The organism is Achromobacter sp. HZ01, from assembly GCF_003267925.1.
Taxonomy (GTDB): Bacteria; Pseudomonadota; Gammaproteobacteria; order Burkholderiales; family Burkholderiaceae_B; genus Achromobacter; species Achromobacter pulmonis_A.
This window is the reverse complement of sequence record NZ_LWKV01000001.1, coordinates 1,489,868-1,503,862: the sequence shown is the minus strand read 5'-3', so window position 1 is coordinate 1,503,862 and position 13,995 is coordinate 1,489,868. Positions and strand designations below refer to the sequence as shown.

The 13,995-nt window shown below is 68.8% G+C and carries 11 protein-coding genes; all 11 read left to right on the top strand.

Annotated elements, in window-relative coordinates:
• Position 1: 1 nt before the first annotated feature.
• Positions 2–382 (top strand): response regulator, encoded by a 381-nt coding sequence (locus A6B37_RS07025; RefSeq protein WP_102770888.1) that lies wholly within the window; start codon positions 2–4, stop codon positions 380–382.
• A gap of 66 nt (positions 383–448) precedes the next feature.
• Positions 449–2,542 (top strand): chemotaxis protein CheA, encoded by a 2,094-nt coding sequence (gene cheA, locus A6B37_RS07020; RefSeq protein WP_111825296.1) that lies wholly within the window; start codon positions 449–451, stop codon positions 2,540–2,542.
• Between the two features lie 15 nt (positions 2,543–2,557).
• On the top strand, positions 2,558–3,058 hold the full coding sequence (gene cheW / locus A6B37_RS07015; protein ID WP_102770890.1) for a chemotaxis protein CheW: 501 nt from the start codon (positions 2,558–2,560) through the stop codon (positions 3,056–3,058).
• Positions 3,059–3,161: 103 nt separating this feature from the next.
• Positions 3,162–4,865 carry a methyl-accepting chemotaxis protein gene (locus tag A6B37_RS07010; RefSeq protein WP_111825295.1) on the top strand — a complete coding sequence of 568 codons (1,704 nt, stop codon included), beginning with the start codon at positions 3,162–3,164 and terminating at the stop codon, positions 4,863–4,865.
• A gap of 2 nt (positions 4,866–4,867) precedes the next feature.
• Positions 4,868–5,728: a CheR family methyltransferase gene (locus A6B37_RS07005; RefSeq protein ID WP_111825294.1), complete on the top strand. Its 861-nt coding sequence runs from the start codon at positions 4,868–4,870 to the stop codon at positions 5,726–5,728.
• Positions 5,729–5,742: 14 nt separating this feature from the next.
• Positions 5,743–6,801, top strand: a complete 1,059-nt coding sequence (locus A6B37_RS07000; protein ID WP_102770893.1) for a chemotaxis response regulator protein-glutamate methylesterase — start codon at positions 5,743–5,745, stop codon at positions 6,799–6,801.
• 45 nt (positions 6,802–6,846) lie between these two features.
• The gene (gene cheY / locus A6B37_RS06995; RefSeq protein WP_054425971.1) at positions 6,847–7,236 is read left to right on the top strand and encodes a chemotaxis response regulator CheY; all 390 of its coding nucleotides are present in this window, start codon (positions 6,847–6,849) and stop codon (positions 7,234–7,236) included.
• Positions 7,237–7,244: 8 nt separating this feature from the next.
• Positions 7,245–7,874, top strand: coding sequence for a protein phosphatase CheZ (gene cheZ / locus A6B37_RS06990; RefSeq protein ID WP_102770894.1), 630 nt, complete (start codon positions 7,245–7,247; stop codon positions 7,872–7,874).
• A gap of 159 nt (positions 7,875–8,033) precedes the next feature.
• The gene (flhB, locus tag A6B37_RS06985; protein WP_102770895.1) at positions 8,034–9,188 is read left to right on the top strand and encodes a flagellar biosynthesis protein FlhB; all 1,155 of its coding nucleotides are present in this window, start codon (positions 8,034–8,036) and stop codon (positions 9,186–9,188) included.
• Between the two features lie 3 nt (positions 9,189–9,191).
• Positions 9,192–11,312, top strand: a complete 2,121-nt coding sequence (flhA, locus tag A6B37_RS06980) for a flagellar biosynthesis protein FlhA (RefSeq protein WP_102770896.1) — start codon at positions 9,192–9,194, stop codon at positions 11,310–11,312.
• On the top strand, positions 11,309–13,831 hold the full coding sequence (gene flhF, locus A6B37_RS06975; protein WP_111825293.1) for a flagellar biosynthesis protein FlhF: 2,523 nt from the start codon (positions 11,309–11,311) through the stop codon (positions 13,829–13,831). The genes flhA and flhF overlap by 4 nt, the downstream gene beginning before the upstream one ends.
• Positions 13,832–13,995 lie beyond the last annotated feature (164 nt).

Below are 13,995 nucleotides of genomic sequence, written 5' to 3'. Positions count from 1 at the left end.
AATGGCGGCAACGATACTGGTGGCGGATGACTCGGCGACGATGCGCATGATCGTCCAGGCGACGCTGACGGGCGCGGGATGGACGGTGGTGACGGCCGGCAACGGCCAGGAAGCGCTGGATCTGGCCAAGCGCCAGCCGGTGGACCTGGTGGTGAGCGACTGGAACATGCCCGTGCTGGGCGGCCTGGGCCTCATCAAGGGCCTGCGCGAGGACGATCGCTACCAGGACGTGCCGGTGCTGGTGCTGACCACCGAGGACGACGTGGACAGCAAGATGGCGGCGCGCGACCTGGGCGTCTGCGGCTGGCTGTCCAAGCCGGTGGACCCGGACGTGCTGGTGGAACTGGCGGCCGAACTGCTCGACGAGCAAGCCGGCGCTTAGAGCCTGTGCGAGGCTTTTTATGGTTAACAGGCCCTGGGCGGGTTCATTTATGAAGGCGTGCGGACTATGAGTTCTGGATTGGACCTCAGTCAGTTTTACGAGACCTTTTTCGACGAGGCGGACGAGCTGCTGGCGCAGATGGAGCAGCTGCTGCTCGAACTGGACGTCGGCGCGCCCGACATCGAGCAGCTGAACGCCATCTTCCGCGCAGCCCATTCGATCAAGGGCGGCGCGGCGACCTTCGGCTGCTTTCAGCAGCTGGCGGGCACCACCCATCTGCTCGAAAACCTGCTGGACGCGATCCGGCGCGGCGAAATGGCGCTGCGCACGGACATGATTGATATTTTCTTGGAAACGAAAGACGTGCTCAAAAGCCAGCTGGATGCATACCGAGCGTCCGAAGAGCCCGATGAAGCCGTGTTTGAGCGTATCTGCGCCGTCCTGAGGCAGCTTGCGCTGGAGCATAAGGACCCCGGCGCCGCGCCAGCCCCGGCCGCGGCCCCGGCGCCCGTAGCCCCGCCTGCGCCGGCTCCCGCGCCGGCCGAACCCGCCGCGTCGGCCGAACCTGCCGCCGAAGGCGCCAGCGTGGCGCTGCGGGTGCGGATCACCAAGGTGTCCGACAAGGACGCGGCGGCGCTGCTCGAAGAGATGGGCAACCTGGGCACGGTCACCGCCAGCGAGCGCGCCGACGGCGCCCTGACGGTCTGGATGGACAGCACCTGCACGCCGGACGATATCGAGGCGGTGTGCTGCTTCATCGTCGACGGCGACCAGCTCAGCATCGCGCGCGAGGCCGCCCCGGCGGCCAGCGCGCCGGCCGCCCAGCCCGCGCCCGCCGCGGCGCCGGCTCCGGCATCGGCCCCTGCGGCCGCGCCGCCCGTGGTCGCGGAGTCGGCCGCCGCAGCCGAGGCCATCACCCAGGCCGCGCGCGTGGCCCGGCCGGCCGCGCCCGCGCACGCGGACAAGGAATCCACCTCGATCCGCGTCGGCGTCGAGAAGGTCGACCAGGTGATCAACCTGGTGGGCGAACTGGTCATCACGCAGGCGATGCTGGCGCAGACGGCGTCCACGCTGGACCCGGTGCTGCACGACCGCCTGCTCAACGGCATGGAGCAGCTCGAGCGCAACGCGCGCGACCTGCAGGAAGCGGTCATGTCGATCCGCATGATGCCGATGGACTACGTGTTCAGCCGCTTCCCGCGGCTGGTGCGCGACATCGCCAGCAAGATGGGCAAGCAGATCGAGCTGCAGACCTACGGCCGCGCCACCGAACTGGACAAGAGCCTGATCGAGCGCATCATCGACCCGCTCACGCACCTGGTGCGCAACAGCCTGGACCACGGCATCGAGACCCCGGAGCAGCGGGTCGTCGCCGGCAAGGACCCGGTCGGGCAGCTGGTGCTGTCGGCCCAGCACAACGGCGGCAACATCGTGATCGAGGTGAGCGACGACGGCGCCGGGCTGAACCGCGACAAGATCCTCAAGAAGGCCATCGCCCAGGGCCTGGCCGTGAACGAAAACTCGCCCGACGACGAAATCTGGCAGCTGATCTTCGCGCCGGGTTTCTCCACCGCCGAGAAGGTCACGGACATTTCCGGCCGCGGGGTCGGCATGGACGTGGTGCGCCGCAATATCCAGGACATGGGCGGCCACGTGCAGCTGTCGTGCGAGCCGGGCAACGGCACCACCACGCGCATCGTGCTGCCGCTGACGCTGGCGATCCTGGACGGCATGTCGGTGCGGGTGGGCGAGGAAACCTTCATCCTGCCGCTGAACCACGTGACCGAATCGCTGCAGCCCACCAATGACCAGATCTATTCGGTGGCGGGCAACGAGCGCGTGATGCACGTGCGCGGCGAATACCTGCCGCTGGTCGAGATGCACCGCGTGTTCTCGGTGGACGGCGCGCAGGCCGATCCCACCCAGGCGATCGCCGTCATCATGCAGGCCGAGGACCGCCGCTTCGCGCTGCTGGTGGACCACCTGATCGGCCAGCACCAGGTGGTGGTCAAGAACCTGGAATCCAACTACCGCAAGGTGCCGGGCATTTCCGCCGCCACCATCCTGGGCGACGGCAGCGTGGCCCTGATCGTCGACGTTTTTGCGCTTGCGCGCGCCAACCGCGAGCGTTGGTCGCAGCCCGAAGCCATTCTGAATTGATGGAGAACCAAGCTCATGGCAGCTAAACCGCAAGCGCCCGCCGCGCGCAATGAAGATGTCGGCAGCGAATTCCTGGTGTTCACGCTGGGCGACGAAGAATACGGGATCGATATCCTGAAGGTGCAGGAGATCCGCGGCTACGACGCCGACACGGTCACGCGCATCGCCAACGTGCCGCCTTTCATCAAGGGCGTGACGAACCTGCGCGGCATCATCGTGCCCATCGTGGACCTGCGCATCAAGTTCAACCTGGGCCGCGTGGACTACACCGAGCAGACCGTGGTCATCATCCTCAACCTGGATCGCCGCGTGGTCGGCATTGTGGTCGACGGCGTGTCCGACGTGCTGATGCTGAACGCCGGCCAGGTCCGCCCGGCGCCGGAATTCGGCGCCACGCTGTCCACGGAATACCTGACCGGCCTGGGCACCGTGGACGAACGCATGCTGATCCTGGTGGATATCGAGAAGCTCATGACCAGCGATGAAATGGCGCTGGTGGAGAAGGCCGCTTCCTGATCGGAAGCGTGGTCGGGACCCGGCCGCAAGCAGGGCAGAGGCGCCATATCCGATCGATGTGGCGCTTTCCTTTAACGATTGCAGTCTAGGAGTGGTGCTTGTGATGCGCAAGTTTTTCGCGAACATGACGATACGCAGCAGCCTGTTGTGGGTGCTGGGGTTTTTCTCATTCATGTTGGTGATAGGGGCGGCGCTCGGCGTCCTGTCCCTGCGCATCAGCAACGGAACGCTGGCGGACATCAAGCAGTCGCAGGAACTCGACGACGCCGTCTCGCGCGTGGTGTCCAGCTACAAGGACACGCTGCACGGCCTGGGCCGGGCGGCCACCTCCAACTATGCGGACATCGTGCGCAACGTCGGCCAGGCCACCTTGCTCAGCAGCGGCCTGTCGTCGGAGGCCAGCGGGCTGCTGGAGCGCGCCAAGGCCTCGATGAACAAGGGCCAGGCCGAGTTCGAGTACTACAAGAGCCTGGCGCGTCCCGATGAAGCCGCCGAATCGCTCAAGGAAATCGACGAGTCCTACGGCGCGCTGGTGCAGCAGGGCCTGAACCCGCTGGTCGCGGCGCTCGAAAAAGCCGACATGCCGGCCTACCAGAAGCAGGTGCAGACCGTGCAGGACGCCCTGGAAGGGCGTTTCGCGCGCGCGATCGAGAGCTTCGACTTCTGGCGCGCCAGCAAGATGATGGACGCCCACGAGGTCGCCCAGGTCCGCTACCAGTTCGTGCTGGTGGCCGTCGGCGTGGGCGGCGCGATCGCCGCCTTGCTGGTGTTCGCCACTTACATATTCCTGCGCCGCCGCGTGCTGCAGCCGCTGAAGGAGGCGGGCAGCCACTTCGACCGCATCGCCGGCGGCGACCTGACGGCCCGCGTCGAAGTGCGCAACACCAACGAAATCGGCCAGCTGTTCGCGGCGCTCAAGCGCATGCAGGAAAGCCTGACGCGCACCGTGGCGTCGGTGCGCCGCGGCGTGGACGAGATCACCGTGGGTTCGCAGGAGATCGCGGCCGGCAATACCGACCTGTCCAGCCGCACCGAGCAGCAGGCGGCCTCGCTGGAAGAAACCGCCGCCTCCATGGAGCAGCTGGCTTCGACGGTCAAGCAGAACGCCGACAACGCGCGCCAGGCCAACCAGCTGGCGGCCAGCGCGTCCGACGTGGCCGAGCGCGGCGGCTCCGCGGTGTCCGAGGTGGTGGGCACGATGGAGCAGATCTCGGCCAGCTCGCGCAAGATCTCCGAAATCGTGTCGGTGATCGACGGCATCGCGTTCCAGACCAACATTCTGGCGCTGAACGCCGCGGTGGAAGCGGCGCGCGCCGGGGAACAGGGCAAGGGCTTTGCCGTGGTGGCGGGCGAGGTGCGCGCGCTGGCGCAGCGCAGCGCCCAGGCGGCCAAGGAAATCAAGGGCTTGATCGAGGATTCGGTCAGCAAGGTGGGCGCCGGTTCGCAGCAGGTGGAACGCGCCGGCGCGACCATGCAGGAGATCGTGGCCTCGGTCAAACGCGTGACCGACATCATGGGAGAGATTTCGGCGGCGTCCGAAGAGCAGTCCAGCGGCATCGAGCAGGTCAACCGCGCGGTGTCGCAGATGGACGAGGTGACGCAGCAGAACGCGGCGCTGGTCGAAGAAGCCGCGGCGGCCGCCGGCTCGCTGCAGGAGCAGGCGCTGCGCCTGGCCGATGCGGTGGCGGTGTTCAAGATCAACGCGGGCGAAGTCATCGAAGTGCCGGCCCAGCGCCTGTCGTCGGCGCGGCGCGGCGATGACGATTCACGCCTGCAGGCGCCCGACGCGCTTGCGCTCGGGCACTGAGGATGGCCGTGGCAAGTCCGGCTTACGCGGCCCCGTCCCTGTCGGTGGACCGCCAGTTCGATTTCCGCGACGCCGATTTTTCGCGCGTGCGCAGGATGATCCACGCCCATGCGGGGATCTCCCTGGGCACGCACAAGCGCGAAATGGTCTACAGCCGGCTGGCGCGGCGCCTGCGCGCCCTGGGCCTGCAGGATTTCGGCAGCTATCTGGACCAGCTCGAGAATTCGCCCGGCGCGCCCGAATGGGAAGATTTCGTCAACGCGCTGACCACCAACCTGACCGCTTTCTTCCGCGAGTCGCATCATTTTCCGATCCTGGCCGATTTCGCCAGGCGCCGCAGCGGGCCGGTGTCGGTCTGGTGCTGTGCCGCGTCCACCGGCGAGGAACCGTACTCCATCGCCATGACGCTGGTCGAGGCGCTGGGCCCGCGGGCCGGCTCCAGCACGGTGCTGGCCACCGACATCGACACCAATGTGCTGGCGCGCGCGCGCAGCGCCGTCTATCCCGAGGAACGCGTGGCCAAGATGGACGTGGAACGGCTGCGGCGCTTCTTCCTGAAGGGCCGCGGCGCCAACGCCGGGCAGGTGAGGGTGCGGCCGGAAATCGTGGACATGGTGCGCTACGAGACCCTGAACCTGCTGGCGCCGAACTGGGGGCTGGAGGAGCGGTTCGACGCCATCTTCTGCCGCAACGTAATGATTTATTTCGATAAACCCACCCAGGCCAGGATACTGGAACGGTTCGTGCCGCTGCTCAAACCCGGCGGACTGCTGTTTGCGGGCCATTCCGAGAATTTCACCTACATCAGCCGGGACTTTCGCCTGCGAGGGCAGACGGTCTACGAATGTGCGGGCCAGGCCTGAACGGGGCAGTAACCATGAAGAAAATTAGCGTTTTGTGCGTGGACGATTCGGCCCTGGTGCGCGGCTTGATGACCGAGATCATCAACAGCCAGCCGGACATGGAAGTGGTCGCGACCGCGCCGGACCCGCTGGTGGCGCGCGAGCTGATCAAGCGCCACAACCCCGACGTGCTGACCCTGGACGTGGAAATGCCGCGCATGGACGGGCTGGATTTCCTCGAAAAGCTGATGCGGCTGCGGCCCATGCCCGTGGTGATGGTGTCCTCGCTGACCGAGCGCGGCGGCGAAATCACGCTGCGCGCGCTGGAGCTGGGCGCCATCGACTTCGTCACCAAGCCCAAGCTGGGCATCCGCGACGGGCTGCTCGAATACACCGAAATCATCGCCGACAAGATCCGCGCGGCCTCGCGCGCGCGGCTGCGCGCGCCCGCGCCGCACGCGGCCCCGGCGTCGCCGGCGCCCATGCTGCGCCGGCCGCTGGCCAGCTCGGAGAAACTGGTCATCGTCGGCGCGTCCACCGGCGGCACCGAGGCCATCCGCGAAGTCCTGCAGCCGCTGCCGCCGGACAGCCCGGCCATCCTGATCACCCAGCACATGCCCGCCGGCTTCACGCGCTCGTTCGCGCAGCGGCTGGACGCGCTCTGTGCGGTCACGGTGCGCGAGGCCGTGCACGGCGACCGGGTGCTGCCCGGCCACGTGTACCTGGCCCCCGGCGGCGAGACCCACATGCGGCTGGGGCGCAGCGGCGCCAACTACGTGATCGAACTGGAGGCCAGCGAACCCGTGAACCGCCACCGCCCGTCGGTGGACGTGCTGTTCAATTCCGCGGCGGCGGCCGCCGGCAAGAACGCCATCGGCGTCATCCTGACCGGCATGGGCAAGGACGGCGCCGCGGGCATGCTGGCCATGCGCCGCGCCGGGGCCCACACGATCGCGCAGGACGAGGCCAGCTGCGTGGTGTTCGGCATGCCCCGCGAGGCCATCGCCATCGGCGCGGCGGAAGAAGTGGTTTCGTTGTCCGCGATGAGCGAACGCATTCTGACTCGCCTGGGAGACCGCGGCCACCGCGTATGACGCGCGCGCACGGTCGTTCCCAAGCAAACTTTTCTGGAGTAGAAGATGGTAGACAAGGGCATAAAGATTCTGGTGGTGGATGATTTCCCCACCATGCGGCGGATCATCCGCAACCTGCTGAAAGAGCTGGGTTTCGAGAACGTGGACGAGGCCGAGGACGGCGCGATCGGGCTGGAGAAGCTGCGCAACGGCGGCTTCCAGTTCGTGGTGTCGGACTGGAACATGCCCAATCTCGACGGCCTGGAAATGCTCAAGCAGATCCGCGCCGACGCCGCGCTGGCCTCGCTGCCGGTGCTGATGGTCACGGCCGAGGCCAAGAAGGAGAACATCGTGGCGGCGGCCCAGGCCGGCGCCAACGGTTACGTGGTCAAGCCTTTCACCGCGGCGACGCTGGAAGAGAAGCTCACCAAGATCTTCGAGAAAATTGCCGGCTGAGGTGCGCGATGAGCACGGAAACGATTAACCCGGGCGATTCCCCCGACCTGATCCACCGCATCGCCTCGCTGACGCGCATGCTGCGCGACAGCATGCGCGAGCTGGGCCTGGACCAGGCCATCAAGGACGCCGCCAACGCCATTCCCGACGCCCGCGACCGCCTGCGCTACGTGGCGCAGATGACCGAGCAGGCCGCCAACCGGGTGCTGAACGCGACCGAGCAGGCCGGTCCCATCCAGGACGGCCTGACGCGCTCGGCGCAGGCCCTGGACGCGCGCTGGCAGCAATGGTTCGACCAGCCGCTGGAGCTGCCGCAGGCGCGCGAGCTGGTGCAGGACACCCGCGCCTACCTCCAGGACGTGCCCAAGCAGGCGCAGCAGACGCAGTCGCACCTGATGGAAATCATCATGGCGCAGGATTTCCAGGACCTGACGGGCCAGGTGATCATGCGCATGATGGACGTGGTCGGCGCGATCGAGCGCGAGCTGCTGCAGGTGCTGCTGGACAACGTGCCGCAGGAGCGCCGCGAGGAGGCCAACAGCCTGCTCAACGGCCCGCAGATCAGCCCGCAGGGCAAGGCCGACGTGGTCACCAGCCAGGACCAGGTCGACGACCTGCTGGCCAGCCTGGGATTCTGATGCCTGCAAGGGGGAGGGGCGGCCCGGTGCGCGGCGCATCCGGGAATAGCGCCGCTTTCCCCCCGTTTCTTGGCTGATCGCTAAAGCCCCGGGCCTCCTAGAATCTCCGCGGGCCGCTCGCAATCCCCGAATCCGCGAGCGGCGACGACACCGCAGAGCATGGCCGAAGAAAGCGACCTCGAAAAAACCGAAGCCGCCTCTCCCAGGCGCCTGGAAAAGGCGCGCGAGGAGGGGCAGATTGCGCGTTCCCGCGAGCTGGGCACGTTCATGATGCTGGCTGCGGGCGTGGGCGCGATCTGGGCCGGAAGCGGGGCGCTGTACCGGTCGCTGACCGGCGTGCTGCGTAACGGTCTGGGATTCGACCGGCGCGTGGTCTCGGACCCGGGCGCCATGGTGCAGGGGGCGGTCGACGGCTTCGGCCAGATCCTGCTGGTGCTCTTGCCGATCTTCGGGCTGCTGGCGGTGGTCGCGGTGCTGTCGAGCGTGCTGCTGGGCGGCATCGTCATCTCGGGCAAGCCGCTGCAATTCAATTTTTCCAAGCTCAGTCCGCTGTCGGGCTTCAAGCGCATGTTCTCCTCGCAGACCGTGGTGGAGCTGATCAAGGCGCTGGCCAAGGCCGGCCTGGTGGGCGGGGTCGCGGTATGGGTGATCTGGCGCTACCACGACGACATGCTGAGCCTGATGCACGTGGCGCCGTCGGCGGCGCTGACCCGCGCGCTGACGCTGGTGGCCATGTGCTGCGCCTTCATCGTGGCCTCGCTGCTGGTCATCGTGCTGCTGGACGTGCCCTGGCAGATCTGGAGCCACCTGAAAAAGCTGCGCATGTCCAAGGAGGACGTGCGCCAGGAACACAAGGAAAGCGAGGGCGACCCCCACGTCAAGGCCCGCATCCGCCAGCAGCAGCGCCAGGCGGCGCGCCGGCGCATGATGGCCGAGGTGCCCAAGGCCGACGTGGTGGTTACCAACCCCACCCATTACGCCGTCGCGCTGCGCTATGAAGAAGGCAAGAACGGCGCGCCCCGCGTGCTGGCCAAGGGCACCGGCCTGATCGCCGCCAAGATCCGGGAACTGGCGGCCGAGCACCGCATCCCCACTCTGGAGGCCCCGCCGCTGGCGCGCGCCCTGCATCAACACGTCGAGCTGGGACAGGAAATCCCGGCCGAGCTATATACCGCGGTGGCAGAAGTGCTGGCGTGGGTTTTCCAGCTGCGTTCCTGGCGCTCCGGATGGGGAGCCGAACCGGTCGCCCCGACCCGGCTGGCCGTGCCCGCCGAGCTGGACCCGCTGTCCGACACCGCAGCACAAGGAGCTTGAGGAATGAGCGCTTTGCTCACCATGTTGAAAAGTAACGGAGCCGTGCACGCGCGGCTGCTGGCCGGCCCCATCCTGATCGTGATGGTGCTGGGCATGATGGTGCTGCCGCTGCCCACCTTCCTGCTGGACCTGCTGTTCACCTTCAACATCGCCTTGTCCGTGATGATCCTGCTGGTGGCCATGTTCACGCGCAAGCCGCTGGACTTCGCCGCGTTCCCGGCCGTGCTGCTGTTCGCCACGCTGCTGCGCCTGTCGCTGAACGTGGCCTCCACCCGCGTGGTGCTGCTCAACGGCCACACCGGCCCGGACGCGGCCGGCAAGGTGATCGAGGCCTTCGGCCACTTCCTGGTGGGCGGCAACTTCGCCGTGGGCATCATCGTTTTCGTGATCCTGACCATCATCAACTTCATCGTCATCACCAAGGGCGCGGGGCGTATCGCCGAAGTGGGAGCGCGCTTCACCCTGGACGCCATGCCCGGCAAGCAGATGGCCATCGACGCCGACCTGAACGCCGGCCTGATCGGCGAGGACGAGGCGCGCAAGCGCCGCGCGGAGGTGGCCCAGGAGTCGGACTTCTTCGGCTCGATGGACGGCGCCAGCAAGTTCGTGCGCGGCGACGCCATCGCCGGCCTGCTCATCATGGCGATCAACGTCATCGGCGGCCTGGTCGTGGGCGTGGCGCAGCACGACATGTCGATGGGCGAATCGGCGCGCGTCTATACGTTGCTGACCATCGGCGACGGCCTGGTGGCGCAGATCCCGGCGTTGGTGATTTCCACCGCGGCCGGCGTGGTGGTGTCGCGGGTCTCGACCGACCAGGACATCGGCCAGCAGATGATCAGCCAGCTGTTCTCCAACCCCAGCGTGCTGTTCCTGACCGCCGGCATCATCGGCATCATGGGGCTGATCCCCAACATGCCGCACGTGGCCTTCCTGACCCTGGCCGGCGCGCTGGCCTGGGGCGGCTGGATGCTGCACAAGCGCAAGACCGCCGCCGCGGCCGCCGCCGCCGAGGTTCCCCCGCAGGCCATCACCCAGGCCCAGGCCGCCGCGGCCGAGGCCAGCTGGGACGACGTCTCCATGGTGGACCAGCTCGGGCTGGAAGTCGGCTACCGCCTGATCCCGCTGGTGGACCACGCCCAGAACGGCGAACTGCTGCACCGCATCCGCAGCCTGCGCAAGAAATTCGCGCAGGACGTGGGCTTTCTGCCGCCGGTCGTGCACATCCGCGACAACCTCGAACTCAAGCCCAACGACTACCGCATCCTGCTCTCGGGCGTGGAAGTGGGCCACGGCGTGGCCATGCCGGGCCAGTGGCTGGCCATCGACCCGGGCGGCGTGACCATGCAGATCAAGGGCACCCCGACCACCGATCCGGCCTTCGGCCTGCCGGCGTTGTGGATCGACGGCAGCCTGCGCGACCAGGCCCAGGTGGCCGGCTACACCGTGGTCGACGCCGGCACCGTGGTCGCCACCCACCTGAACCACCTGATGCACCGCCACGGCTCGAACCTGCTGGGCCGCCAGGAAGTGCAGCAGCTGCTCGACCGCATCGGCCGCGACGCGCCCAAGCTGGTCGAGGACCTGGTGCCCAAGACCCTGTCGCTCACCGTGCTGCAGAAGGTCCTGCAGGGCCTGCTCGCCGAAGAAGTGCCGATCCGCGACATGCGCACCATCATCGACACCCTGTCCGAGCACGGCCCGCGCCTGGCGGCGCAGGCCGCCGGCGCCGGCAGCCAGCCCGACATCAACGAACTCATCGCGCTCACGCGCCGGTCGCTGGGCCGCGCCATCACGCAGCAGTGGTTCCCGGGAGAGGGCGAACTGCGGGTCATCGGCCTGGACGTCAAGCTCGAACGCGTGCTGTCGCAGGCCATGACGACCAGCGGCGGCCTGGAGCCGGGCCTGGCCGACACGCTGCTGCGCGAAACGCAGGCCGCCGTCGAGCGCCAGGAATCGCAGGGCAACGCGCCGGTGCTGCTGGTGTCGCCTGTGCTGCGCGCGCCGCTGTCGCGCTTCCTGCGCCACCATCTGCCGCAGCTGGGCGTGCTGTCGAACACTGAAATACCCGATGAGCGCATGGTCCGCGTGACCGCGCTGATCGGCGGAGGTAATGGGGCATGAAGATAAGCCGTTTCTTTGGGATCAACAGCCGCGAAGTGATGCGCCAGGTGCGTCAGGCCCTGGGCCCGGACGCGCTGATCGTGTCGAACCGCAGCGTGGAAGGCGGCGTCGAGGTGCTGGCGACGGTGGACGAGGCCCATGACGAGACGCCGGCGCACACCGCCCCGGCGGCGGCTCCGGCGCCCGCGCCGGCGCGCTCCATCGCCGCCTACCGCTCGGCGTACGAGGCGCCGGCCCAGCCGCAGGCCATGCCCGATCCCATTCCCAGTCCCATCCCTGCGCCCAGCCCGGCAGCCAGCGCCATTCCCACGCCCATGCCCACGCCTGCGGCGGCTCCCGCGCCGTCGATGGCGCGCATGCCCGACGCCCCGCTGCGCCAGCCTCCGGCCATGCCGCAACCGGCCTTGTCCGGCGACGCCGCGGCCGGCCTGCAGGACGCCATCAGCGCCTTGCGCGGCGCGCTGGAAAGCCGCATGGACGGCCTGATCTGGGGTTCGCGCCAGGGGCCGGGCCGCGAGCCTGCCGCCGCGGCGCTGTTCCGCAGCCTGCTGGACGCCGGCTTCAGCACCAAGCTGGTGCGCACGCTGGTCGAGCGCCTGCCCGAGGGCATGACGCCGCAGTCCGCGCTGGACTGGGCGCGCAACGAACTGGTCACGCACCTGCCGGTGCTGCGCTCGGAAGACGAATTCCTGGGCGGCGGGGTCTATGCCCTGGTCGGCCCCACCGGCGTGGGCAAGACCACCACGCTGGCCAAGCTGGCCGCGCGCTGCGTGGCGCGCGAGGGCCGCGACCAGGTGGCGATGCTGACCACCGACAATTTCCGGATCGGCGCGCTGGAGCAGTTGCAGATCTACGGCCGCCTGATGGGCGTGCCGGCCCATTCGGTGCGCGACGCGGGCGAGCTGCGTCGCGTCCTGGGCGAGCTGGGCAGCCGCAAGATCGTGCTGATCGACACCACCGGCATCAGCCAGCGCGACCGCCAGGTGGCCGAGCAGGCGGCGATGCTGTGCAACGCCGGCAAGCCGGTGCGCCGGCTGCTGGTGCTCAACGCCGCAAGCCAGGGCGATACGCTGGACGAGGTCGCGCACGCCTATCGCAACGGCGTGGGCGAGGACGTGGCCGGCTGCATCATCACCAAGCTGGACGAGGCCACCCGCCTGGGCGCGGCGCTGGACACGGCCATCCGCCACCGCCTGCCGATCCATTACGTCTCGGTCGGGCAGAAAGTGCCCGAGCACATGGAGCTGGCCCGCGCCGACGCGCTGGTGGACCGGACGTTCTCCATGGTCGAGCGGGCGCGCGCGCTGTACACGCCCAGCGAAGCCGACCTGGCCTCGCTGGTGCCGGCCGCGCGCGAGGCCGAAAGCGCCGACCCGGCGCGCCGCCGCCAACTGCTGGCCTCGGCCATCCTGCGTCCGCAGGGCGCGGCGGCCTCGGTCGACGCCGCGCAGAACCTGGACGACACCATCGCCTGGCTGGAGAACGACGCGGCCTGCGTGCAGGCGCGCGCCGCCTGGCGCGAGTACGTGGGCGACGGCGCCACGCTGGCGGCGCTGGGCGACGAGCCGGCGGCCATGGTGCGCCGCGAATTTTCGGCCGTCTGCGGCCGCCACCTGCTGGCCGTGCACGGCAAGGCCGCCATGCAGGGCGAAGGCCTGCCCGGCGGCGCGCTGCTGGGCACGCTGCTCATGAGCGACCGCGGCGCGGCGCTGGCCGCGCCCGCGCAGCAGCTGGCGCTGGCGCACGGCACGCTGGCCTCGTTCGCGCCGGCGCAGCCGGCCCAGGCCGACGCGGCCGTGGCGCTGCAGGCGCGGGTGGAATGGCTGGGCGGCAAGCTGGAGCGCCTGCCGGTGGTGCATATGCTGGAGTCCGGCACGGCGGCCCTGTGGCCGGCGTTGAGCGGGCAGGGCGTGTCGTGGGTGGCGCGCTGCGCCGGCGGCCAGCGCGTGATCCAGGACGACTGCCCCACCAATCTGAACGCCGTGGGCAAAAGCCTGGGCTATCTGCCGGTGGGCCAGCCCGGCGACATGCCGGGCCTGTACGCCGCGTCCGGAAACGGGCGCGTGCCGCTGGCGCTGTGGGCCTCGGGCACGGAAGTCGCGCTGCCCGGCCGCGGCGAGCGCGCGCCGCTGCGGCTGGTCTGCGCCCGCCTGATCGACACGGTCAGCGGCGAGGTGGCCGGGCAACTGTTCGGCATGACCAACCTGCCGGCCTCCCAGGCCGACGCCGCCACGGTGGCGCGCTGGCTGGTGCTGCAGAATGAAGCCCGCGCCGCGTTCCGCTTCATGCCCGCCGCATGGCAGGCGCTGCCCGCCGTCGATGGTCCGCACGCGCTGGCGCGCCAGGCCCTGATGGCCGGCCAGCTGGCCGCCGCGTCCTGGCAGCTGGCGCATTCCCCGGCCGCCGCCATGGTGCAGCAGCCCCTGTCGGGCATCATGGGCACCGAGCGCAAGCTACCCGCCCGCCTGCTGCCGGTGGCGCTGCTGAAGATGTACGCGCTGCTGGAGATGACGGCGTAATGGCGGGGGAATGATGGCGCAATGGCGTAGGATGGGTGCAGCGCGAGAATGCTCTACGCAAGAAAGCAGGCATGCAGCGCGCGTAACCCATCGGCCGGCGAAAGCCGGCTTTTTTCTGGGCAAAAATATTCCTGGCGCTATGAAAAGCGGCGGCTTTCGCCGCC